Genomic DNA, 21,591 nt, shown 5'->3' on the forward strand with positions numbered 1-21,591 from the left:
CAAACGAAATGGCTAACGAGGTAAAATTCGAGAACAAAGAGAGAAGAATGGCCAAAATCGAGAAGTGTCTTGCCGAGTACGGGATTGCCGGTCTCGAGGAAGCGCGCGATCTTTGCCTGTCGAAGGGAATCGACGTGGAGAAAATCGTCAAGGGCGTTCAGCAGATCGCGTTCGACAACGCGGTTTGGGCCTATACGCTCGGCTGCGCCATCGGCCTGAAAACCGGCGTGAAAAGCGCCGCGGAGGCCGCCGAAAAGATCGGCGTCGGGCTGGAGTCGTTCACGGTTCCCGGCTCCGTCGCGGAACAGCGCAAAGTCGGCCTCGGCCACGGCAATCTGGGCGCGATGCTTCTGCGCGACGAGACGAAGTGCTTCTGCTTCCTCGCCGGGCACGAATCCTTCGCGGCGGCGGAAGGCGCGATCGGCATCGCCCGTTCCGCGAACTCCGCCCGCAAAGAGCCGCTGCGCGTCATCCTGAACGGCCTCGGTAAGGACGCGGCGTACATCATTTCCCGCATCAACGGCTTTACCTATGTGAAGACGCAGTTCGACTACTTCAGCGACAAGCTCACCGTGGTGGAAACGCGCGCGTTCTCCGACGGCGAACGGGCGGATGTGAAATGCTACGGCGCGGACGACGTGCGCGAGGGCGTCGCGATCATGCAATTGGAGGGCGTGGACGTCTCGATCACCGGCAATTCCACCAACCCGGTCCGCTTCCAGCACCTGGTCGCGGGCACCTATAAAAAATGGGCTTTGGAAAACGGCAAAAAATATTTCTCGGTCGCTTCCGGCGGCGGCACGGGCCGCACGCTGCATCCGGACAACATGGGCGCGGGCCCCGCTTCCTACGGCCTGACCGACTCGCTCGGCCGCCTGCACGGCGACGCCCAGTTCGCTGGTTCCTCCTCCGTGCCGGCCCACGTGGAGATGATGGGCCTGATCGGCATGGGCAACAACCCGATGGTCGGCGCAACGGTCGCCTGCGCGGTCGCCGTCTACCAGGCGGCAGACTGAGTCTGCACGCACGCGCCTACGGCGGTCTCGGCCGCAACGACATGAACTTCCGGGAACATCGTCCGTCTTTGGCCCGCTCCACTTTAGCCCGGAGAAGATTTCGGCGGGACAGGACGGGGGAAACTCCCGGCAGCGTGACGCTGCTGTCGCCGTTCGGCGCTTTTGCCGTACCGTAGAAAAAGCGTCCCAGTGCGAGAGGTTCAGCTAAACAGGCCGCGCGATCACAGTCGTGGCTGCCGTAGGCAAGTGAGGCGTCTTGCGCCCGCCGCGGAGCGAGTTGCATCGGTAGGGGCCCCCGGTTCGCGGAGCGGCATACAGTTCCGGCACGGCGGGTGCAAAGGCCCGTTTGGCCCGGAGGAAATTTTGGCGGGACGGTTCAAAGCCGCTCCCGCTAATTTTATATTTTTTGGATTCAGGTTAAAGTTTGCGCGAAGGTTCCCCGCTTCAGTTTACAGGTTCCTGCCGCCAATGCGCGCAAGGCGGAAACCTGGAGCTGGAAACTCCCGCTCATCTTTTGAGAGGTGAAAAGAAAATGGATCAGGCAATGGAATATTTAACGAAGGACCCGGTTCTGCACGCGGACATGCTCGGGTGCGTCCGGCGCGGCAGCGCGCGCGTCCTGGCGGCTTCCGGCTCCGGGGTCCTTCTCTATGACCGGGACAGCGGAACGCACATGCTCAGCGCGGAGGATGGGGAAACGGCCCGGCGGATGCTCTCGGGACTGGGCGCTTCGGAACTGTTCGTGGCGCATCAGGAATGCTGCGCCGCGGCGGCGGAGGAAAAATTCGGCCTGTGCCACCGCATGCCGGTCTGCAACGCCGCATATCTTCAAAAGGAGCCGATTCAGGAAAGCGCAAGTCCCGCCCTGATCCGGCGGCTGGACGAAGGCTTTCTGCCCTTTGTCAGGGAGCATTATCAGAATGTTTCCGAAGACGGATATCTTCTCGGCCGGCTGAGGGCCGGCGTGATGTTCGGCGCGTTTGTGGAGGGCGAACCCGCGGGCTTTATCGGGATGCATGAAGAGGGCTCGATGGGGCTGCTGGAGGTTTTGCCCCGCTTCCGGCGGCGGGGGATCGCCGTGATGCTGGAGACGTTTCTGGCCAACCGCCTGCTGAAGGGCGGGGCGGTTCCCTACGCGCAGATCAAGGCGGGAAACGAGGTTTCCGTCGCGCTGCACCGCAGGCTGGGCTTTCGCATGTCGGATTATTCCATCTGCTGGCTGATGCGGTAGAGGACAAAAAAATTACAAAAAGTAAACAGGGAATAACACTTTTGTCATTCCCGAATTTTCCTCTTTTACGGACGGCGCGATTGGAGTATAATAGAAAAAGATCGTGACGGTGAACGCAAGGCAGGAAAGGAAACGGTTCGCGTATGCAGCCTATCAGTGAAAAAGTATTGCGCCGGAGAAGAAGACGCAGAAAGCTTTTTCTGTGGCGGGCCGCCGTATGTCTGTGCTTTCTTTCCCTGCTGGTCGCGGCGGCGGAGGGAACCACCGCGGTGATAAAGGACTTTGCGGGTTCCGGCCGTCCTGCTTCGGCGGTGCCGGGCGCTTCTTCCGCTCCGCCGCCCGCTTCTTCCCGCGCCCTGCCCTCTTCTTCCGCATTCCCCGCATCGTCGCAGCCGGCCCCGTCTTCAAAAGCGCCTGACGATCCGCCGTCCGCGGCGGAGGCGCCCTCTTCGGGAACCGGGCTGCCCGTTTCGGCCCCGGCACCGGAGGGCTGGTTTTCGGACGCGCTGTTCATCGGCGACAGCCGCACGGAGGGCCTGAGAAACTATGACGGACTTCCGGGCGCGACGTACTACGCCGTCAAGGGCCTGATGGTCAACACGGTCTACACCAAAGATGAAATCGAAGAAAAAGGAAAAAAAGAGACCGTGATGCAGGCGCAGGCGAAGCATCCGTTCGGCAAAATCTATATTATGCTCGGCGTCAACGAGCTTGGCTGGTCCAGCATGCAGACGTTTGTCTCCGACTATAAAAAAATGGTGGCGGACCTGAAAAAAGACCATCCGAAGGCGCGGATCTATCTCCAGGCGATCTTTCCGGTATCCGCGCGGAAATCGGCGGAAAGTTCCATCTATAATAACAATAAAATCGTCTCTTACAATCAGGCGATTCAAAAGATCGCGAAACAGGAAAACGTCGTCTTTCTGGATGCGGCACAGGCGATCTCAGCCGGCGGCGTCCTGCCGGAGGAAGCCTCGATGGACGGAGTCCATTTGAATTCCGAGTACTGTGCCAAATGGTGCGATTATCTGAAAACGCATACGGAGTGAATACGGGGGAACGGGAATGAAAAAGAGAATTCTCTGCGCTGCGGCGGCGCTGCTGCTGTTGCTGCCGGGCTGCCACGGCGGCGGAAGCACAAAGGCGGCGGATGTGCAGAAAGTGGCGGAAGAACTGATTTCCTCCGTCAAGTTCAAGGATCAGATGTCCGAACTGAATCAGGACATGGCAGTCAAGCTCTACGGGATCGATTCCGGCGACTTGGTCAAGGCCGCCGTTTACGAAAGCACGGGTGCGACGGCGGAGGAAGTCGCCGCGTTCGAGGCGAAGGACGAGCAGGCGGCCGGCCGGGTCAAGGAGAAGGCGGAGCAGCGCATCGAGGATCAGAAGGCGGGCTTTCAGGACTATCAGCCCGCCGAGATGGCGAAGCTGAAGGAACCGGTGCTGGAAGAAAAGGGAAAATATGTGATTCTGTGCGTTTCAGATGAAAACGAAACCGCGAAGAAGACGATCGACGGTTTCTTTTCGTGATGCCCCGGCGGATCTTGCTCTCCGGCTGATTTACTGGAAAGAAAAGATTTTTGATACAGAAAGCCTCCTTTTGTTTGCTCCATGCAGGATAGACCTGCTGCATGGAAAACAAAAGGAGGCTTTGTTTTAAACGCCATACGGAATGAATTCGGGCCGTTCAGGACCGTCCGTGAAAGCATCCGCACCGGGCAAAAGCTCAGTCGAAGCATTGGCCCTTTGAATAATAGGCCGCTCTATGAGCCCATCGGTCCGTGCAGACTTTATATCTGCTGACATAAACAATTCTTTCATTCTCCGTGTAGTTGACGCGTTTGATGTCAAGAATCGGATATCCGTTCGGAATCTCCATTTCCTTTGCAATCCGGCTGTCTGCAACGGAGGCGCGGATTTCTTCTTCCGCTTTGTATAAAGAAATTTGAAAGTCTGCTTCCAGAACTTCGCTGATGAGAAAAAAGTCTGTTGCACGCTTGAATTTCTCTATGTTGAAAGAATCTTTCAGATAGTTGTCTATTAAAAAAATAGGGGCGTTTTTAAAATAGCGCAGACGATGGATGTGGATGACCTGTTGATCGCCGTCCAGCGCAAAAGTCCGCCGGATATCATCGTCCGGCTTCTCAAGCCGAATGTAGAGCACTTTGCTGCTGATGAAGTCGAAATCACGTTCCATGTCGGAGGCAAAACCGCTTGAAAACAGCCAGTGGCTCTGTTTCTTTCTGTCGCAGACAAAGGTTCCCCGCCCCTGGCGCCGGTCCAAAAACGCCTCGTGTTCAAGCATGGAAAGCGCCTGTCTGACGGGGGCGCGGCTTGTGCGATAAAGCTTTTCAAGCTCCGCTTCAGCGGGCAGCTGATCTCCCGGCTTCAGTTTTCCCTGGAGAATCTGGTCTTTGATGTCCTGATAAATGCAATGATAAAGAGAATTTGTCTTCATATCTATTCCCAAGCGCGAGACGACCTCTGGGGTGTAATCTGCTCAGGTCCCCTCCCTCTTTACAACGGATTGTTTATATATTTATAGTATTTATATTCTATAATATCTTAATAATTGCATTTTGTCAAGATTCAGTCCGACCGTAAGGCTGATCTGATGGTTTTCCCTTAAACAAAGTAAGTTTCTTATGCCTGCGGAAAAATCTTTCCGGCTCGGTTTAAAAAAACGTCGTTTTATCTGCCGGTCATGATGCGCAGGATCACCTGGTCCGTCTCACGCATGCCGTCCCTTCCAACCCGGCCGACATTCCGAATGGTATTTTCCACGTTATTTGCTACGATTCCATCTCCGTTAACAAACTGTTTCTCGTTTCGATACATCTCGAATCCCAGCAATCCTGCTTCCACCGCAGTGGAAATCTTGGCGGCGCAGGAGGATTTGGCTCCGTCGCAGATGATTCCGGAAACAATCGCCAGGGCGTTGACCAGAGTGTGTGCGACGGCATCGTAGTCACCGGTTTCCAGCCATGCGATGGCTGCGCCGGCTCCGCAGCCGGCGCTTACGGCTCCGCAGAAAGCACTGAGCCGCCCGATGCTGCTTTTCTGGTGGATGGTAATCAGATTGCTGACCACCAAAGCGCGCAGAGTTTCCTCGTGCGTATGGCTCTTGTTTTCCGCGTAGACAATAACGGGCACCGAAGCGGCAATGCCCTGATTCCCGCTGCCCGAACAGATGACGACCGGCATTTCGCATCCGCTCATGCGGGCGTCGGAACCGGCGGCAGCGGCGGCGCGGCAGCGGATGTTCAGGCTGTCGTCCCTGGATTGGAGTAATACCCGGCCGATACAGGCTCCCCAGTTATGGGTCAGCCCTTCCTTGGAGATGGCCATATTGTAACGTATCTGCTCTTCCAAAATGTCCCGCACGCAGTCCAGTTCCACGGTGGCGGCGTAATCCAGAATCTTTTTTACATTGAGGCAGGAGCGATCCGTCAAACCGCTGTCCGTGTCCTTGTCCTGAAGCTCGTCTTTTTTTAAGATGGCACCGTCTTTTTCTACCAGCACGATATTGGTATGATAATCCACAATGCGCAAACGAACGTAGCCGGAACCCTTGAACAAAGTCAGGCCGATGTCGAATGTGGGGCCGGATTTCGTAGCCTTCACATCAATGGGACAGCCTTGCAGAAAAGCCGCGATCCGTTCCTTCTGCTCCGCCGTTACGCGGGAAAGCACCTGCAGCTGCCGCGTTTCATCTCCCGCGACGATACCGGCCGCCACCGCGGCCCCGATCCCTTTGAGTCCGCCGGTATTTGGCACGATGACGCTTTTTACGTTTTTAATGATGTTGCCACTGACCAGCACTTCCACGCGGTCCGGCAATCCACCCAGGACGGAGCGGGCTTTTGCCGCGCCGTAGGCAAGAGCGATCGGCTCCGTGCAGCCCATAGCCGGCACCAATTCCTCGTGAAGAATCTGCGTGTAGGCCTGATAACAAGGATCTGTCTTCTCCATTCTCATTCTCCATCTTTAAGTTGCGCCGCAAAGACACGGCGCTTCATTTTTCGCGCTCTTCCTGGCCGTTCAATTCAACCCGGATGACGCAGCAGTCGTCGCCGTCCATCGTATTCCGGTCATGGAAGCATTTATAACCCTTCCCGTACGCCTTGTATTTTTCCTGATCGATCTGACAGTACCTTTTGCCCAGACGGACGCCGTCGGGACCTAATTTTTTCCACGCCTCCGCCATGGGGCAATAGGTAATTTTGCTGATTTTTCCCTCCGGCTTATCGGCGGGCATCTCCATGGGAACAAATTTCCATCCCATTGAGGGAAGGTCTTTTCCATACTTAAAGTTTTTCAGCGTTGGCTTGAGGCCCTGCTGTTTAAGGTTCTCCATTACGGATTCGGCCGCAAGCTGTCCGTATTTCTCAATGGCGCTGCGGATCAGCGTTTCCGCCGTCTCCTTGGGCAGCGCATCCTCCAGCGTTTTTGCAAATGCATAATGAAGGAAAGCCAGCCTTTCCGCCATGATCAGAACATTCTCCACGGCCTTTTCCCCGGACACCTGTTCTTCGACCATAATTTCATCTTCCTTAAATTCAATCTATCGTTTTTCCTCATGACCGGACAGCTTGTCGAAAAGCACGCATAAGCTGCGGACGGCTTTCTGAAAATCGCTGATGTAAAAATGCTCGTTGGGAGAATGGGAGCCGTTCTCCGGGCGCCCCCACCCCAAAATCAGCATGGACGGGATTTTCAGTGTGTTTTTAATTTCGCTGATGATATGAATGGTACCGCCCGAACGAATAAAGGCGGGGGCAACACCGAAACCCTCTTCGATGGATTCCGCCGCCAGGCGGACGTTGGGATCGTCGATCTCCGCAAGGACGGGCATGGCTCCGAACAGGTAGCGGACATCGGCTTTTACGCCTGCGGGCAGATGACCGGCGACAAAATCCTTGAAACATTGAAAAATAAGATCAGGCTGCTGGTCCGGCACCAGCCTGGCGCTGATTTTGGCGGAGGCCCGGGCCGGTATCACGGTTTTGGAACCCTCCCCGGTAAAGCCGCTCCACATCCCGTTGATATCCAGTGTAGGCCGGATGCTTTTTCGTTCCATTGCCGAATAGCCGCGTTCGCCGGACAGTTTTGTCATTCCAAGGCTTTTCGCAACGGCCGCCTCGTCATAATTCAGCTGTTCCATCGCGCGCCGCTCCTGCTCGGCGACCGGACGGACGTCCTCGTAAAAGCCGGGAACAAGGATTTTTCCGCTGCCGCTGTCCTTCAGTTTTGCCAGAAGATCCGACAGAACTTCGGCGGCATTCAGGGCGATTCCGCCAAACAGCCCGGAGTGCAGGTCCTTCGCCATGGTCTGAAGCGTGATTTCAAAGGATACAATTCCGCGGAATCCACAGGTGACCGCGGGGATATCTTTCGAGAGCATCGAACTGTCTGAAACGAGAAAAATATCACTGTGAAGCTGGTCTTTTTTTTGATTGAGAAAATGCATCAGGCTTTTGCTGCCGATCTCCTCTTCTCCTTCCGCCAGAACGATAAGGTTCAGCGGAATGACACCGCGGATGCGTTTGTATGTCTCCAATGCTTTCAGGTAGGTGTAGAATTGCCCCTTGTCATCGTTGGCCCCTCTCGCGTAAATGGCGCCGTCCCGGAGAGTCGGCTCAAAGGGCGGGCTTTTCCATTCGTCGAGAGGATCCTCCGGCTGCACGTCGTAATGGCCGTAGATCAGAAGGGTCGGCGCCGACCGGCTGTACTCTTGTCTTGCCATCACAATCGGGCTGCCGCCGGCGAAGTGAATGCCGCCGCGGAAATCAAGCGCGCGCAGCTTTTCCAGTATCCACTCGGCGGACTCTTCCATTGCGCGGCCTCTGCCGGAATCCGAGCTTACTCCCGGAATGCGCAGAAAATCACAGAGTTCTTCCACATAGCGGCCGGAACAGCGGTCAATATCTTCAAAAAATTCCGTGTGATTCGTTTTGTCCATTTGTCGTACCTCATACGTTTCAGCAGCAATGAATATGGTTGGCTGAGAAGGAAAAGGGGAGTGATTCCGTCAAACCACTCCTCCCGTTCCGCTCCGACAGAGCCTATTTGCCCTGAAGATATTTGTTGGCCCAGCCGTAATGGCCGATCAGCTTATCAAGCGTCCAGTACTCCTGGGAGTTGTAGCAGAAAGCGAAGGGCTTGAACTTTTCAATCATGACCTTATCCTTGTCGTCCAGAATCTCTTCGTCGATATGGGTGGCGACAACTTCGGCGAGAAAAATATCATGCGAGCCGAGCGCGACGACATGTCTGACGATACACTCCATATTGACGGGGCATTCTTTAATCATGGGCGCTTTGACGATGGAGGAAGGCTGCGGGGTCAGCTGGGCAAGTTCCCATTTGTTGACGTTCCTGGCGCTGCGTATTCCGCAGATATCGGTTTCTTTCGCCAGGTTTTCCCCGGGAATATTGACCACAAATTCACCGGTTTCCTTCAGCATGGGGTAGGAATAACGGGAGTCTCGGACGGAAATGGACACCATGGGAGGGTTGGCGTTGATGATGCCGCCGTAGGAGATCGTAATGATATTGGCTTCGCCTGCTTTGTTCGCACAGGTTACCATGAACGCGGGAATGGGAGAAACAGCCGTGGCTGCGCCGATATTTTTCTTTGCCATAAGGATACCCCTTTCAAAATCAGATTCAATTTCTGCCGGTATTCAGTCGGGTCTGCTTACTTGCAGGGTTCGCCGTTTACGACCCAGACGCGGGACTTGGAATCCCAGATAGCGATGCCCCCCATCAGGCCCCAGCAGGTCTCCGGAATGTGGATGAAAGTGATGTAAAGCCGCAGGGGATCGATTCCGAACTCCTCCTGCATAATCTTGGTCATGGCGGCGCATACATCGTTGTTGGTTTTGTGGTCGATGCCGTTCATGCTGCGAACGTCGATAAATCCGAACGGCTCATTGGAATTTCCCATCGCGCCGTCTACTTTTTGAAGGGTGACCATCACCGCTTCTTCGTTTTTGTGCGCAACCTCAACCATTACCTTGTTGAATTTGCGAAGTACGGCCTCCTTTGTGCTTTCGGAATAGTCGACATTTGTCTGAATGAATACACCTGGCATACTCATTTCCTCCTAATTATAAATTTTTATGTAGTTTTTAATTGGTTTCAAGTACCGCTTCCTGTTTCGGCTTGGTGAGCAGGCTCACCACAATCAAAGCGGCGACCGAAACGGGAATGGCGATCAGGGAAGAATCCAGCCCGTTCCCAATCGTGTTTTTCAGGAATAGCTCCCAGACGAGGGCGCAGGTGCCGCCCAGCGCAATGGAAGTGACGGCGCCGGCGGGCGTCGCGCGCTTCCAGAGCAGTGCGGCGACCAGGGACGGGGAGATGGCGGCGGCGTAAACGGTATAAGCGTACATAATAATGCTGAGAATGTCCGTAAACTTTGCGATCAGCAGATAGGCCACAAGACCGATCAGGACCACGACCAGCCTCAGGCGGATCATATTCTGCCTGTCCGTCTTCGGCTTCTTAATAAAGTAAGGGACAAGCACGTCGGCGTCCAAGGTCGTCGCGGAGGAAAGCAGATAAGAATCTCCGGTCGTCATCAGGAACGCCACGCAGGCTGAAAGCAGCAGGCCGCCGACGCCGAAGGGCAGCAGATTCATCGCGACCATCATCAGAGCCGTGTCCGGCTTGATGTCCTTCAGGTAAGGAATCGCGTAGGATTCGATCAAAACGACACAAGTACCGAGAATCAGGCAGCCGATGATCATCAGGCCGGCGGATTTCTTTGCGGTTTTTCTGTCCTTGGAAGCCGCAAAACGGATGAACAGATTCTGGTCGCCCATTGCCAGGACACTGGTGGCGATGAGAACGCCCCACGAGCTTGCAGCATTGTTCTGAGCGCCGGCCAGGGTGAAATAGCTGTCGGGGATCTGGGCGGTGAGACCGGCAAAGCCGCCGCTTTTCATCAGCAGGCAGGGGATCGCCAGCATGAAGGACAAGAAAATGAAAAAGGCGCTGATCGAATCGGTGTAGGCGACGGAGGTAAGGCCTCCGGACACGCAGAGGATCACGATGACGACAGCCGCGATCGCCGTGCCGACGGGGACGGGAATGCCGGTCGTGATATTCAGAATATAACCGGCGCCTTTGAATTGATAGGAAGCGGTGCCGATGTAGGAGAGAACAATAAAGACAGCCGCCAGAATGCCCGCCACTTTATTGTACCGCTTGGTGAACAGCCCGGCGACGGACGTTTCCTCCGTGGCCCTGATTCTGCCCGCCAGAAAGAACACGACGATGAGACCGATGGGAGTCGCGTACTGATAGATCAGTCCTGGGATGATGCCGCGGGAATACACGATATTAGCGCACCCGGTAATACTTCCTCCGCCAAACCAGGTGGCGATCAGGGTGCCGAGAACGATGACAAGGGGCAGGCTTTTGCCGGCGTTTGCGAAGTCCTTGCTTTCTTTCACCTTTTTCTTCGTGATGTAAAGTCCATAAATAACAACCACCGCAAGGTAAGCAAAGATGAACCATAAATAGCGCAATTTTATCCCTCCAACTTAACTTCGATACATCACATCATTCACACCAGTGACAGTCCTTTTCTTTTATGTTTCCGTTGTCTCGAGAAATTATAGCAAGCGACGTTCCGCCGTTCGCAAAGGCCCTGCCTGCGTTTCGCAGTACGCCGGACTGCGGTCACCGCTCTGTACGGCAGCGGCGGAATCCAGGACAACCACACCTCCCTTTAAAAATTTTACGGGGCGACTTGTTCAACAAAAACCGGTCAATGGGTAAACATGTGTGACAGGCTGCAGATAAAGTGCATATCATTATTGTTGTCATAATGTATATGTCTTTATAAAGACTGTTGACAATATAACCTAATTTTTTCACGTTGTCAAGACAATTTTTATACTTCCGTTAAATATCAGGATTTGAACGGCTCTGAGTTTGCATTATCGTGTTTATTCCAGTATTCTTGAATCAGCGCGACCAGTCCGCGCATTTGCGGAGTGACCCACTTGTTTTTATGATAGAAGACATGGACGTAAAAGGGCAGCGAAAAATCTTTTACAGGCAGAATGGAAAGGTTACTTTGCAGAAACGGCGATTGGAGCAGATACTCCGGAAGAAAGGAAATCCCCAACCCCTGCTGCACCAGATTTGCAATAATCTGCGAACTTCCCGTTTGTATGCTGTAAATGATGTTTTTATGGCAGCGAGCGGCAATCCGGTTCAGCTCCTGCTGTAAAAACGTATTTTCTCCGGTGAGGATCATGGGGTAATCAAAAACCGCTTCCAGCGCAACGGAGCGACCGTTGGCAAGGGGATGGCCGGGCGAGGAGAAAAACACCGCGTTTTCCTGATGACTCGCAGCGCAGACACAGTCGCCGGCGCCGGTGTTTTCCCCCATTGTCATGATGATGTCCACTTCATTGTGGCGGAGCAGATCCACCAACTGCGCCGTAACGGCGGGAATGATCTTGACGGATACTTTGGGAAAACGGGCACAGTACTCTTTGATAATGTTTAAAAGGAGCGAATTGATGATGGATTCCACAATGCCGATCCGGAGCGTCCCCCTGAGCAAACGGGTGTCATCGTTTCCCAAATTTTGAATTTGAGCTTCAATCTTCAGAATTTCCTTGGCATACGCTTTCATTTGCTGCCCATAAGGCGTTAGTATGACGCGCTTTCCGATCCGCTCAAACAAAGGGAACCCCACTTCCCTCTCCAACTGCTGTATCTGCATCGTTACCGTAGACTGCGCATACCCCAGCTCGTCCGCCGCCTTTGTAAAACTTTCCAGTTCTGCGATGCGCAGAAAACTGTGCAGAAACCGAAATTCCATAAGCTCCATCTCCCATCGGAAAAATTGAACGATACAATTAAATCTATCAATTTTACATTAGGATGTCAATAGTTTATAATAACACATATGAATATACGAATATATTAAAGTCAAAGCAAGCCAATCACAGAGAAAAAGGACGGGATCGTTTTGAAAATCATCACGGTAAACAAGGCATGGTGTAAAAAGTGCGGAATCTGTATCGCGTTCTGCCCCAAACAGGTTCTGGAAAAAGACGGGGATGGATATCCGGAGCCAACCCGTTCGGAAGAATGCATCGGCTGCAGGCTTTGTGAAATGCGCTGCCCGGATTTTGCGATGGCAGTAAAGATGGAGGGTTGAACAATGGGAAAGCTCAGATTCATGCAGGGAAACGAGGCCATGACAGAGGGAGCCATCGCCGCCGGAGCAAGGTTTTACGCGGGATATCCCATCACGCCTTCGACCGAGGTCGCAGAAACATCCGCTGCGCGCCTGCCCCGGGCCGGAGGCCTGTACATTCAGATGGAGGACGAGCTCGGCAGCATGGCGGCGCTGATCGGCGCCGTTTGCGCGGGGAAAAAGGCTTATACGGCCACCAGCGGTCCGGGCCTGTCCCTGATGTCCGAAAATCTCGGCGTCGCCGTGATGGGAGAAATCCCCTGCGTCGTCATCGATGTTCAGCGGTCCGGACCCAGCACGGGCATGGCGACGAAGCCCGCTCAGGGAGACGTCATGCAGGCGAGGTGGGGAACGCACGGTGACCATTCCGTGATTGCGCTTGCGCCTTCCTCCGTACAGGACTGCTTCGACCTTATGATTACGGCGTTCAATTATGCGGAGACCTACAGAACGCCGGTCATTTTCCTGGCGGACGAAATCATCGGGCACTTGAAGGAGCGGGTAATGCTCCGGGATCCGGACGAAATCCGGGTTGTTGAACGCACCGGCCCCGCCTGCGCTCCGGAGAAGTACCTCCCGTACGACCATTCTAACGGGCTGGCTCCTCTGGCATCCTACGGCGGCAAATATGTCTTTAAGGTGAACGGCAGCATGCACGACGAAGCGGGGCGCCCATGCACCAGCCCCCGGAACGCGGACCGCGTCATCCGCCACCTGAGCGAGAAGATCGAGAGCCATGCGGAGGAGCTGACCATCACGAGGGAGTTTCGTATGGATGACGCCGAGTATGTGGTCGTCGCCTACGGAGGCACGGTCCGCGCCGCGCTTTCCGCAATGGAGAAAGCCCGCGCGCGGGGAATCCGTGCGGGTGTCCTGCAATTGGTCACGGTATGGCCGGCTGCGGAAAAGGAAATCGGGAGCGCCATGCTCCGGGCAAAGGCGGTCATTGTGCCGGAGCTGAATCTGGGGCAGTACATCGACGTGATACGCCTGCGGAACAGCCGCGGTATCCCCGTGGTCGGCGTGAATCGCGTGGATGGCCGCCCGATCGAGCCGGCGGACATTACAGCAAAAATAGAGGAGGTCTCAGAATCATGCTGCAGGACTATTTGCTGAAAGAAAAAATGCCCCATTTCTGGTGTTCCGGCTGCGGAAACGGGATTGTTCTCCAGTCCCTTCTGCGAAACGTTGACAAGCAGAAGTGGAGCAGGGAAAACACGGTCGTTGTCACCGGAATCGGCTGCTGGGGCAAAGCGGACGATTATGTAAGGACCAACACGTTTCACGGCACTCACGGCCGTGCGCTGGCCTTTGCCACCGGGATCAAGCTGGCGAACCCCGGCCTGAATGTGATCGCCCTGATGGGGGACGGAGACGGCATCACCATCGGCGGCAACCATTTGATCCATGCAGCGCGGCGGAATGCCGACGTGACCGCCATCATGGTAAACAACCTCAATTATGGAATGACCGGAGGCCAGTATTCCGGTACGACACCCAAACACGCGATTACGAAAACTTCCCCGTACGGGCACGTGGAAAAAGGCTTTGACGTGTGCGGGGTCGTCAGGGCGGCGGGGGCCCCCTTTGTGGCCCGCGGCACGGTTTTCGATGTGGTTCAGCTCAATCGGCTGGTAGAGCTGGCGCTGCTTCACCGGGGATTCTCGTTTGTCGAGGTGATCTCTCCCTGCCCGACGCATTTCGGCCGGTCCAACAGAATGCCTTCCGCTCCGGCCATGATGCAGTGGATCAAGGACCGCACGGTGCCAGCCGCCAAAGCACAGGCCATGTCCCGGGAGGATCTCTGCGGAAAATTCGTCACGGGCGTCTTTGAGGACCGCGAACAGGAAGATTACAGCACCGCCTATCAGCGCGTGATCGACGGTCTGAAGGGGGAAAAATAATGGGGAAACAAACTGAGATCACGATCAGCGGCGTCGGCGGACAGGGAATGATTCTCTGCGGCACGCTGATTGCCGAAACCGCCGTCCTGCAGGAACAGAAAATGGCGACGCTCACTTCGGATTACGGAGTGGAAACACGCGGCACCTTTTCCAAATCGGATGTCATTATCAGCGATCGGGAGATCTTTTTTCCGGACGTCACGGAACCCGACCTGGTCGTCTGCCTGGCCCAGGTTGCTTATGAACGCTATTCCGGCAAGATCGGCGAAAAAGCAATCCTTCTCTATGATTCCGACAGCATTGTGCCCCACCCGGAGCAGGCCGCCCGGGAAAGGGGGATCGCTGTTTCCTCCCTCGCGAGGGAAACGGGCAATCCTGCAACCGCGAACATCCTGACCATGGGACTGATCGCCGGTTTTACCGGGGCCGTTTCTTCCGAGGGGGCCAAACAATCCCTGAAGGAATTTTTCGGACGGAAGGGAGAGAAGGTTCTCCTTCTTAACTATAAAGCGTTTGACACCGGGTATGCGCTGGGGCGGAACCTGAAATAGCATTTTCTGCGGGGCTGCCCGCCGGCAGAAATCCGGAACCTTGAAACAGGAAAGGAAGACACCGATGCTGAATCGCATCTCAAAGGTCATGTCCGCGGAAGAGGCCGTGGCGTCGTTCCTCCGGGACGGCGATTGCCTTGCGGTCGGCGGATTCGTCACAAACCGCCGACCGTACGCGCTGGTCCGGGAGGTGATACGCCAGAAAAAGCGGAATCTTTACGTGGAGGGAGGGCCGTCCGGCGGCGACATCGACATGCTGATCGGGGCGGGCTGCGTGGAGATCATCATGGTCTCCTACATCGCCAATTCCGGCTATACCCAGGTCTGCCGCCGCTTCCGCGATGCCGTGGAACACGGGAAAATCCTTTTTGAAGATTATTCCATGGACGTTCAAACCATTATCTATCACGGCGCGGCGCTGGGGCTGTCCTACATACCCGTTAAGAATATGCTCGGCTCCGATCTGGCGGAAAAATGGGGAATTTCCCGCGAGGAACGAAAAAAGCACCCCAAGCTGCCGGGTGAGAAATTTGTCGTTCAGGAGGACCCCTTCCACCCGGGGAGCAAACTGTGCTGCGTCCCGACGCCTGAAATCGACGTGGCACTGATCCACGCTCAGCTGGCCAGCCCGGACGGCACCGTGCGCATCGTCGGCGCGCCTTTTCAGGATGCCGACATCGCCATGGCGGCCAAACACACGATCGTATCCTGCGAACAGCTTGTGAGCAATGAGGAGATCCGCCGCCACCCGGAGAGGAACACCTTAACGGGCCTTTGCGTGGATGCCGTCGTGGAGGCCCCGGCGGGCGCCCACCCTTCCCAGTGCTTCGGCTGCTATGACTACGACAGTCAATTCTATCTTGACTATGATCGGGCCAGCCGTTCCCAGGAGGATTTTGATTCGTTTATTCGGGAATATGTGGAAGACTGCCCCGCGCACCAGGACTATTTGGACAAGCTGGGTGCCGGCCGTCTGATCAATCTGCGCGTCAAGCCCGGCCTTGGCTATGTGCCGGGCCTCAAGCGACGCTGAGTAGGGGGGCTTTTTTCATGAACTGGACACCGAAACAAATGATGGCCGTGGCTCTGGCCCGCCAAATTGAAGACGGAAAGACATATATCATCGGAACAGGGCTTCCTCTGATCGGCGGCGCCCTGGCAAAAAACACCAGCGCGCCCAATGCCCACCTGATTTTTGAAACCGCACTTTTTGAGGGCAGCCCTCAGGAAGTTCCCACCAGCGTGTCCGACCTGCGCATCAATTACCAGGCTTCCGTCCTGTGGCCGCAGTACCGCTATTTCGGATTTCAGATTCTGGCCGCCCGGCGCGGGAAGATTGCCGCCGGGTTTCTCGGCGGCGCCCAGATCGACCCCTACGGCAACCTGAATTCCACCTGCATCGGGGATTACCCGCATCCGCAGACGCGCTTCACCGGATCCGGAGGCGCAAACGGGATCGCCACTTACTGCGACACGGTCATCGTGATGAAACATCAGAAGCGCCGCTTTGTGGAACACGTGGATTACATCACCAGCCCCGGGTGGGGCGACGGGCCCGGCGGCAGGGCCGAAGCCGGTCTGGATTCCGGCCGCGGTCCCCGCGCGGTGATTACGGATCTGGGGGTCTTGCGGTTCGACGCGGTCTCCAGACGGATGTATCTGTCGGAGTGTTTTCCCGGCGTTGTTCCTGAGAAAGTTCAGGAAAACACCGGCTTTGAGCTGGATGTTTCCCGCGCCGTTGAGGCGGTCCCGCCTTCCGAAAAAATTTTGGAAATTCTGATCCATCAGGTAGATCCCCTGCGGATCATGATTTGACGCCGGTAAGGAGGCAACCAGAATGAACCTTCTGCATTTTGCAGGCGCCGCAGCCGTGCTGCTGCTGATTACCGCTGTTGGAGTCTATTCCGGCAGGAAAGTCAAAAGCGCCGCCGATTTCGCCACCGGAGGCTGTTCCGCGGGGACCGGCATCGTCGCCGGTTCTCTGGTCGGCACGCTTGTGGGCGGCGCGTCAACGATCGGAACGGCGCAGCTTGCTTTCACTTATGGTTTCTCCGCATGGTGGTTTACCCTGGGCGGAGGGATCGGGCTTCTGCTTCTGGCCCTGTTTTTTGCGAAACCGCTTTACAACAGTAAAATCACCACACTTCCGCAGATCTTTACCAGGGAGTACGGGCGGAGAACGGCAACGGTTTCCACGGTCCTCATATCGGTCGGAACGTTTCTGAGCATCGTTTCACAGCTTTTATCCGGCGTTGCGCTGGTCACTTCAGTCAGTTCCGTCAACGCCCTTGCCGCCGCCGCGGTGATTGTTCTCCTCATGCTTGCCTATGTGGTCTTTGGAGGCGTTTGGGGAGCCGGGCTGGTTGGGATCGTTAAGACGATCCTGCTGTACGTCACCACAATCGTCTGCGGCGCCGTCGCTTTAAAACTCGCCGGGGGGCTGGATTCCCTTCGGTCGTCCCTTCGCCCGGAACAATATTTTAACCTGTTTGCCAGAGGCGTCTGGAAGGACGGCGGAGCCGGGTTATCCATGGTGTTCGGCATACTGACCACCCAGTCCTATGTTCAGTCGCTGGTTTCCGCAAAGAGCGCCCGAGTCGCCAAATCCGGCGCGCTGCTGGCCGGGGTCCTGACTCCCGTCATTGGCGTTGCGGGCATCTTCGTCGGCATGTATATGCGCATTGCCGCCCCCGATATCGTGCCGGCGTCCGCCATGCCTGCCTTTGTGCTGCGCTGCCTGCCCCCCCTTTTGGGCGGCGTCGTGCTGGCGACGCTGCTGGTGGCTTTGGTCGGCACCGGCGCGGGCCTTGCCCTGGGGCTGAGCTCCATGATCTGCAATGATATTTATAAGGTTTATATGAATCGCAACGCGGCGGACAACGTGCTGCTGCGAATTTCCCGGACCGTTATTTTTGCGATTTTGGGAGGCGCGTTTCTTTTTACATTTGGAAATATGGGCTCTCTTATCCTGAATTGGAGCTTCCTGTCGATGGGCCTGCGAGGGGCCGTGGCTTTTGCCCCCCTGCTTTTTGCGCTCTTCTTTCCCGGACGCGTCAAAGGCACCGCCGCGCTGGCTGCGGTGATTGCGGGCCCTATCTGCATTTTGGCGGGAGAGTTTGTTCTGCCGGAGCAGATTGATCCCCTTTTCTTAGGAATCGGCGTCTCTCTGTGCATCATGCTGTTTCAGATGCGGCCCCGCGCGGAGCAGGAGAAGGTAAAAACGGAAGACAAAGGTTGACCGTATTCTTTTTCAGACAAGGCTTGCCGCCTCCTTTCAGAATGCCGTTTTGCGACGCTGTTCTGTCCGGAGCACACAGGCCTTGTTTTTTTGCCCATTCGCGGTTCTTTGCGACTTAAGGGCAGCGGCGGGCAACGCGGACAAAGAAAAAGGCGGAAGCTGCGAAAAGCAGCCCCGCCCAATTCAGCCGGTCTTGTTCCGCCGTTCTTTCCGGCGAGCGAATCAGATTTTATTTGCGCAGCCGAGAACCGCAGTAATCTTGTGTTCGACCATGCCCTTGATTGCATCGCGCGCAGGTCCGAGATACTGGCGCGGGTCGAAGTGGTCCGGGTGCTCCGCGAAATACTTGCGCACGGTTGCCGTCATGGCAAGGCGGAGGTCGGAGTCGATGTTGATTTTACATACGGCCATAGTCGCGGCCTTGCGGAGCATGTCTTCCGGGATGCCGATCGCGTCCGGCATCTTGCCGCCGTACTGGTTGATCATCTGAACGAATTCCGGAATCACGCTGGAAGCGCCGTGCAGAACGATCGGGAATCCGGGCAGGCGTCTGGAAACCTCCTCCAGAATGTCGAAGCGGAGCTGGGGCTTCTGGCCCGGCTTGAACTTGTACGCGCCGTGGCTTGTTCCGATCGCGATGGCCAGAGAATCGACGCCGGTGCTTTTTACGAAATCCTGCACCTGGTCCGGGTCGGTGTACTGCGCCTTGTCGTCCGCGACGCTGACCGCGTCCTCAATACCGGCGAGCCTGCCGAGTTCGGCTTCCACGGTCACATTGTATTTGTGGGCGTAAGCGACCACTTTCCTGGTCTCCTCCACATTCTCCTCATAGTGCTTGGAGGAGCCGTCGAACATGACGCTGGTGAAACCGCCGTCGATGCAGTCCTTGCAGACCTCATAGGATGGGCCGTGGTCCAGGTGCAGCGCGACCGGCAGCTCCGGGTGTTCGACGACCGCCGCCTCCACCAGCTTGACCAGATAGGTATGGGTCGCGTATTTCCGCGCACCCGCAGATGCCTGCAGGATCACGGGGGCCTTCAGTTCCGCGCAGGCCTCGGTGATTCCCTGCACGATCTCCATATTGTTGACGTTGAAGGCGCCGATCGCATACCCGCCACCGTATGCTTTCTGAAACATTTCCTTTGTGTTGACCAAAGACATCGGCATTCACTCCTAGAAGTTTATTTTGCCTTTATTATAAACCATTGCGGGGTAAAATGAAATATCGAAAACCCATAGTCCTGACGAAAATGCATCAGTTTCCGAAACTTTAAAATAATTCCGGGTGATTTCTGCTGTAATGAAAAATGTACTGCTGCGCAATGCCCGCGTATTCCCCAAAATCTTCCGCTTTCCGGCCGGGAAACAGCGTTTTCATCGCCCGCTTCATCCAGACGTCCATCGGGAACGCCTCCAGGCGGTGCAGTCCGTAAAGCAGGGCGCAGTCCGCGACCTTTGGCCCGATCCCGGGGAGCTCCGTCAGCTCGCGGCGCGCGTCGGAAAGCGGGAGGCGCCTCAGGCGGCCGAAATCCAGCTTCCCTTCCGCCGCTCTGCGCGCCGCATGGAGGAGATACTCCGCGCGGTATCCGCATCCGAGCGCGCGCAGGTCCCGCTCCGAAAGACGTGCGAGAGCCTCCGGGCGGGGAAACGCGGGGAACGGGCCGGAGGGCTCCCCGTAAGCCCGGCAGAGGCGGGCGACAAGCCCCTTGATCCGTTTGATGTTGTTGCACTGGGAAAGCAGGAACGAACACAGGGCCTCCCACGGGTCCTGGTTCAGGATTCTCAGGTCCGGCGCATAGCGCGCCGCTTCCGCCAGAATCGGGTCCAGCGCGCCGAGCCGCTCCCGGATCGCCTCATAATCCCGGCCCATGTCGAAATAAGAAGTCCAGAAAGGGTCCGCCAGCACGCTTTCCCAGCTTTCCGCCGTGAGGTGCGCGCACCGGTCCCCCGCGGCCCCCTGCCACGAGCCGTCGGGCAGGCGCTCCCATCGGAAACACTGCCCGCAGTCCAGCGTCTGACCCAGCGTGTCCAGATTCATGAGCTTTTCTCCTCCTTTCCTTTTCATTCGCCGCGTATTCCGCCATTGACCGCAAAGCCGTATAAAAATGGAACCGGCCCGCAAGCACGGTTCAATGTTCTCCCAGGCGTCGGAAGCTCTGCTTCCGCTTACGCCGTGAGGTTATTATAACATGCGCCGCGGGCCTCTTCAACCTCCGGAGGAATACGGACGGTTATCGCCGGATGGTCCGGCCGGGGTTTACATAAACTTTTATGCATGTTTATGAATTCACCGTTTCCACAATGGATCTGACTGACTTATTAACATTTTCAACAGAGTTTTCCACACTTTGTTCGCACATATTATGTCAACCAGTGTAAATACGCGGGGTATAAACGGCTTAAGAACGGCTTTCCTCCCTGCCTCCCGGATTGTATATTCTGTATTGATAAATAAAACTTCTGGTAATTTTCTGCTGAATCCTGTAAAATATGGTATAATAACCTCACAGTGTAAACGGGAGCGGAGCTTCCGACGCCTGGGAGAACATCGAACCATGATTGCGGGCCGGCTGAGTTTTCTGCGGCTCTGCGGTTCATGATATCATAACGAATATCAGTACAGTCTGCCATTCGGGATTGGAGAGGTGCAAATGAAAAACGGCGGAGAAGGCCAGGGGGACAGCGGCGTAATCGCCGGAAGGAATGCCGTCGCGGAGGCCCTGCGCAGCGGCAGGGCGATCGACAGGCTCTGCCTCGCGCGGGGAGAACGCTCCGGTTCCGTCGTCGCGCTGATTGCGAAGGCGAAGCAGCGCGGCATCCCTGTCAAGGAGATCGACCCGAAGAAGCTGGATTTTATGTGCGGGGGCGCGGTCCATCAGGGCGTGGCGGCCGTCGCGGCCGCGAAGGAGTACTCGACGGTCGACGAGATGTTCCGGCTGGCGCAGGAACGCGGGGAGCCGCCGTTCCTGATCGTGGCCGACGGACTGGAGGACCCGCACAACCTGGGCGCCGTCCTTCGCGTCGCGGAATGCGCGGGCGCGCACGGGGTGATTCTGCCTGCGAGGCGGAGCGTGGGGCTGACGTGGGCCGTCGGGAAATCGAGCGCCGGGGCGGTGGAATATGTTCCGGTCGCGCGGGTGGCAAACCTGGCCAGCGCGCTGGAGGATCTGAAAAGGCGCGGGGTGTGGATCTATGCCGCCGATCTGGATGGCGAACCCTGGTGCGGGGTGGATTATTCCGGACCCGTCGCCGTGGTGATCGGCTCGGAAGGGACCGGGGTCGGGCGCCTGGTCAAAGAAAAATCGGATTTTGTAATATCCCTGCCGATCAGGGGTAAGATAAATTCGCTTAATGCTTCTGTCGCGTGCGGTGTGATTTGCTATGAGATCGCCCGGCAGCGGCTTGGAATTAAGACAAAATAAC

General features: G+C 56.2%; 23 protein-coding genes. 12 read left to right on the forward strand and 11 right to left on the reverse strand.

Annotated elements, in window-relative coordinates; genetic code table 11:
• Window positions 1–8 precede the first annotated feature (8 nt).
• Complete coding sequence (locus EQM14_RS00360; RefSeq protein WP_128741091.1) at window positions 9–1,016, forward strand: GGGtGRT protein; 1,008 nt, start codon at window positions 9–11, stop codon at window positions 1,014–1,016.
• A gap of 16 nt (window positions 1,017–1,032) precedes the next feature.
• Here EQM14_RS00360 and EQM14_RS00365 read toward each other — a convergent pair whose 3' ends face one another.
• A complete protein-coding gene (locus EQM14_RS00365; protein ID WP_128741092.1) occupies window positions 1,033–1,299 on the reverse strand; it encodes a hypothetical protein in 267 nt (88 codons plus the stop codon).
• 249 nt (window positions 1,300–1,548) lie between these two features.
• Between EQM14_RS00365 and EQM14_RS00370 the strand changes: the two genes are divergently transcribed.
• The 3 genes from EQM14_RS00370 to EQM14_RS00380 all read left to right on the forward strand — a co-directional run bounded on the left by EQM14_RS00370 (window position 1,549) and on the right by EQM14_RS00380 (window position 3,777).
• Complete coding sequence (locus EQM14_RS00370) at window positions 1,549–2,247, forward strand: GNAT family N-acetyltransferase (RefSeq protein ID WP_128741093.1); 699 nt, start codon at window positions 1,549–1,551, stop codon at window positions 2,245–2,247.
• A gap of 143 nt (window positions 2,248–2,390) precedes the next feature.
• Complete coding sequence (locus tag EQM14_RS00375; protein WP_128741094.1) at window positions 2,391–3,296, forward strand: GDSL-type esterase/lipase family protein; 906 nt, start codon at window positions 2,391–2,393, stop codon at window positions 3,294–3,296.
• A 16-nt stretch (window positions 3,297–3,312) separates the two neighbouring features.
• A complete protein-coding gene (locus EQM14_RS00380) occupies window positions 3,313–3,777 on the forward strand; it encodes a DUF4358 domain-containing protein (RefSeq protein ID WP_128741095.1) in 465 nt (154 codons plus the stop codon).
• A gap of 196 nt (window positions 3,778–3,973) precedes the next feature.
• On the opposite strand, the gene EQM14_RS00385 is transcribed toward EQM14_RS00380, so the two are convergent.
• From EQM14_RS00385 to EQM14_RS00420, 8 genes are all read right to left on the reverse strand, one after another.
• Window positions 3,974–4,705 (reverse strand): GntR family transcriptional regulator, encoded by a 732-nt coding sequence (locus tag EQM14_RS00385; protein ID WP_128741096.1) that lies wholly within the window; start codon window positions 4,703–4,705, stop codon window positions 3,974–3,976.
• Window positions 4,706–4,938: 233 nt separating this feature from the next.
• Window positions 4,939–6,225, reverse strand: coding sequence for an L-cysteine desulfidase family protein (locus tag EQM14_RS00390; RefSeq protein ID WP_442861465.1), 1,287 nt, complete (start codon window positions 6,223–6,225; stop codon window positions 4,939–4,941).
• A 37-nt stretch (window positions 6,226–6,262) separates the two neighbouring features.
• On the reverse strand, window positions 6,263–6,787 hold the full coding sequence (locus EQM14_RS00395; protein ID WP_128741098.1) for an L-2-amino-thiazoline-4-carboxylic acid hydrolase: 525 nt from the start codon (window positions 6,785–6,787) through the stop codon (window positions 6,263–6,265).
• A gap of 24 nt (window positions 6,788–6,811) precedes the next feature.
• The gene (locus tag EQM14_RS00400) at window positions 6,812–8,209 is read right to left on the reverse strand and encodes a dipeptidase (protein WP_128741099.1); all 1,398 of its coding nucleotides are present in this window, start codon (window positions 8,207–8,209) and stop codon (window positions 6,812–6,814) included.
• 103 nt (window positions 8,210–8,312) lie between these two features.
• Window positions 8,313–8,891, reverse strand: a complete 579-nt coding sequence (locus EQM14_RS00405; RefSeq protein WP_128741100.1) for a flavin reductase family protein — start codon at window positions 8,889–8,891, stop codon at window positions 8,313–8,315.
• A 56-nt stretch (window positions 8,892–8,947) separates the two neighbouring features.
• Window positions 8,948–9,343 (reverse strand): phenylpyruvate tautomerase MIF-related protein, encoded by a 396-nt coding sequence (locus EQM14_RS00410; RefSeq protein ID WP_164918894.1) that lies wholly within the window; start codon window positions 9,341–9,343, stop codon window positions 8,948–8,950.
• Between the two features lie 37 nt (window positions 9,344–9,380).
• Complete coding sequence (locus EQM14_RS00415) at window positions 9,381–10,784, reverse strand: sodium:solute symporter family protein (RefSeq protein ID WP_164918895.1); 1,404 nt, start codon at window positions 10,782–10,784, stop codon at window positions 9,381–9,383.
• 386 nt (window positions 10,785–11,170) lie between these two features.
• Complete coding sequence (locus EQM14_RS00420) at window positions 11,171–12,094, reverse strand: LysR family transcriptional regulator (RefSeq protein WP_128741103.1); 924 nt, start codon at window positions 12,092–12,094, stop codon at window positions 11,171–11,173.
• A gap of 150 nt (window positions 12,095–12,244) precedes the next feature.
• On the opposite strand from EQM14_RS00420, the gene EQM14_RS00425 reads away from it, so the two are divergent.
• The 7 genes from EQM14_RS00425 to EQM14_RS00455 all read left to right on the forward strand — a co-directional run bounded on the left by EQM14_RS00425 (window position 12,245) and on the right by EQM14_RS00455 (window position 18,168).
• The gene (locus EQM14_RS00425) at window positions 12,245–12,436 is read left to right on the forward strand and encodes a 4Fe-4S dicluster domain-containing protein (RefSeq protein WP_128741104.1); all 192 of its coding nucleotides are present in this window, start codon (window positions 12,245–12,247) and stop codon (window positions 12,434–12,436) included.
• 3 nt (window positions 12,437–12,439) lie between these two features.
• A complete protein-coding gene (locus tag EQM14_RS00430; RefSeq protein ID WP_128741105.1) occupies window positions 12,440–13,591 on the forward strand; it encodes a 2-oxoacid:acceptor oxidoreductase subunit alpha in 1,152 nt (383 codons plus the stop codon).
• Window positions 13,570–14,379, forward strand: coding sequence for a thiamine pyrophosphate-dependent enzyme (locus EQM14_RS00435; RefSeq protein WP_128741106.1), 810 nt, complete (start codon window positions 13,570–13,572; stop codon window positions 14,377–14,379). The genes EQM14_RS00430 and EQM14_RS00435 overlap by 22 nt, the downstream gene beginning before the upstream one ends.
• Window positions 14,379–14,930 (forward strand): 2-oxoacid:acceptor oxidoreductase family protein, encoded by a 552-nt coding sequence (locus tag EQM14_RS00440; protein ID WP_128741107.1) that lies wholly within the window; start codon window positions 14,379–14,381, stop codon window positions 14,928–14,930. The genes EQM14_RS00435 and EQM14_RS00440 overlap by 1 nt, the downstream gene beginning before the upstream one ends.
• Before the next feature lie 64 nt (window positions 14,931–14,994).
• Window positions 14,995–15,963, forward strand: coding sequence for a CoA transferase subunit A (locus EQM14_RS00445; RefSeq protein ID WP_243112568.1), 969 nt, complete (start codon window positions 14,995–14,997; stop codon window positions 15,961–15,963).
• A gap of 17 nt (window positions 15,964–15,980) precedes the next feature.
• Entirely contained in the window at window positions 15,981–16,745 is a 765-nt protein-coding gene (locus EQM14_RS00450) for a CoA-transferase subunit beta (protein ID WP_128741108.1), read from the forward strand.
• Between the two features lie 22 nt (window positions 16,746–16,767).
• A complete protein-coding gene (locus EQM14_RS00455) occupies window positions 16,768–18,168 on the forward strand; it encodes a sodium:solute symporter family protein (RefSeq protein WP_128741109.1) in 1,401 nt (466 codons plus the stop codon).
• Window positions 18,169–18,390: 222 nt separating this feature from the next.
• On the opposite strand, the gene fba is transcribed toward EQM14_RS00455, so the two are convergent.
• On the reverse strand, window positions 18,391–19,329 hold the full coding sequence (fba, locus tag EQM14_RS00460; RefSeq protein ID WP_128741110.1) for a class II fructose-1,6-bisphosphate aldolase: 939 nt from the start codon (window positions 19,327–19,329) through the stop codon (window positions 18,391–18,393).
• 109 nt (window positions 19,330–19,438) lie between these two features.
• Window positions 19,439–20,233, reverse strand: coding sequence for a DNA-3-methyladenine glycosylase family protein (locus tag EQM14_RS00465; protein WP_128741111.1), 795 nt, complete (start codon window positions 20,231–20,233; stop codon window positions 19,439–19,441).
• A gap of 586 nt (window positions 20,234–20,819) precedes the next feature.
• Here EQM14_RS00465 and rlmB point away from each other — a divergent pair.
• Window positions 20,820–21,590, forward strand: a complete 771-nt coding sequence (gene rlmB, locus EQM14_RS00470) for a 23S rRNA (guanosine(2251)-2'-O)-methyltransferase RlmB (RefSeq protein ID WP_128741112.1) — start codon at window positions 20,820–20,822, stop codon at window positions 21,588–21,590.
• Window position 21,591 lies beyond the last annotated feature (1 nt).

This window comes from Caproiciproducens sp. NJN-50, assembly GCF_004103755.1.
Classification (GTDB): Bacteria; Bacillota; Clostridia; order Oscillospirales; family Acutalibacteraceae; genus Caproicibacter.

Coding starts and splice junctions, on each gene's coding strand:
- EQM14_RS00360 (WP_128741091.1), top strand. CDS start 9: ATGGCTAACGAGGTAAAATTCGAGAACAAAGAGAGAAGAATGGCCAAA.
- rlmB (WP_128741112.1), top strand. CDS start 20,820: ATGAAAAACGGCGGAGAAGGCCAGGGGGACAGCGGCGTAATCGCCGGA.
- EQM14_RS00380 (WP_128741095.1), top strand. CDS start 3,313: ATGAAAAAGAGAATTCTCTGCGCTGCGGCGGCGCTGCTGCTGTTGCTG.
- EQM14_RS00375 (WP_128741094.1), top strand. CDS start 2,391: ATGCAGCCTATCAGTGAAAAAGTATTGCGCCGGAGAAGAAGACGCAGA.
- EQM14_RS00455 (WP_128741109.1), top strand. CDS start 16,768: ATGAACCTTCTGCATTTTGCAGGCGCCGCAGCCGTGCTGCTGCTGATT.
- EQM14_RS00405 (WP_128741100.1), bottom strand. CDS start 8,891: ATGGCAAAGAAAAATATCGGCGCAGCCACGGCTGTTTCTCCCATTCCC.
- EQM14_RS00400 (WP_128741099.1), bottom strand. CDS start 8,209: ATGGACAAAACGAATCACACGGAATTTTTTGAAGATATTGACCGCTGT.
- fba (WP_128741110.1), bottom strand. CDS start 19,329: ATGTCTTTGGTCAACACAAAGGAAATGTTTCAGAAAGCATACGGTGGC.
- EQM14_RS00420 (WP_128741103.1), bottom strand. CDS start 12,094: ATGGAATTTCGGTTTCTGCACAGTTTTCTGCGCATCGCAGAACTGGAA.
- EQM14_RS00440 (WP_128741107.1), top strand. CDS start 14,379: ATGGGGAAACAAACTGAGATCACGATCAGCGGCGTCGGCGGACAGGGA.
- EQM14_RS00450 (WP_128741108.1), top strand. CDS start 15,981: ATGAACTGGACACCGAAACAAATGATGGCCGTGGCTCTGGCCCGCCAA.
- EQM14_RS00385 (WP_128741096.1), bottom strand. CDS start 4,705: ATGAAGACAAATTCTCTTTATCATTGCATTTATCAGGACATCAAAGAC.
- EQM14_RS00430 (WP_128741105.1), top strand. CDS start 12,440: ATGGGAAAGCTCAGATTCATGCAGGGAAACGAGGCCATGACAGAGGGA.
- EQM14_RS00435 (WP_128741106.1), top strand. CDS start 13,570: ATGCTGCAGGACTATTTGCTGAAAGAAAAAATGCCCCATTTCTGGTGT.
- EQM14_RS00370 (WP_128741093.1), top strand. CDS start 1,549: ATGGATCAGGCAATGGAATATTTAACGAAGGACCCGGTTCTGCACGCG.
- EQM14_RS00395 (WP_128741098.1), bottom strand. CDS start 6,787: ATGGTCGAAGAACAGGTGTCCGGGGAAAAGGCCGTGGAGAATGTTCTG.
- EQM14_RS00445 (WP_243112568.1), top strand. CDS start 14,995: ATGCTGAATCGCATCTCAAAGGTCATGTCCGCGGAAGAGGCCGTGGCG.
- EQM14_RS00465 (WP_128741111.1), bottom strand. CDS start 20,233: ATGAAAAGGAAAGGAGGAGAAAAGCTCATGAATCTGGACACGCTGGGT.
- EQM14_RS00365 (WP_128741092.1), bottom strand. CDS start 1,299: ATGCAACTCGCTCCGCGGCGGGCGCAAGACGCCTCACTTGCCTACGGC.
- EQM14_RS00410 (WP_164918894.1), bottom strand. CDS start 9,343: ATGCCAGGTGTATTCATTCAGACAAATGTCGACTATTCCGAAAGCACA.
- EQM14_RS00390 (WP_442861465.1), bottom strand. CDS start 6,225: ATGAGAATGGAGAAGACAGATCCTTGTTATCAGGCCTACACGCAGATT.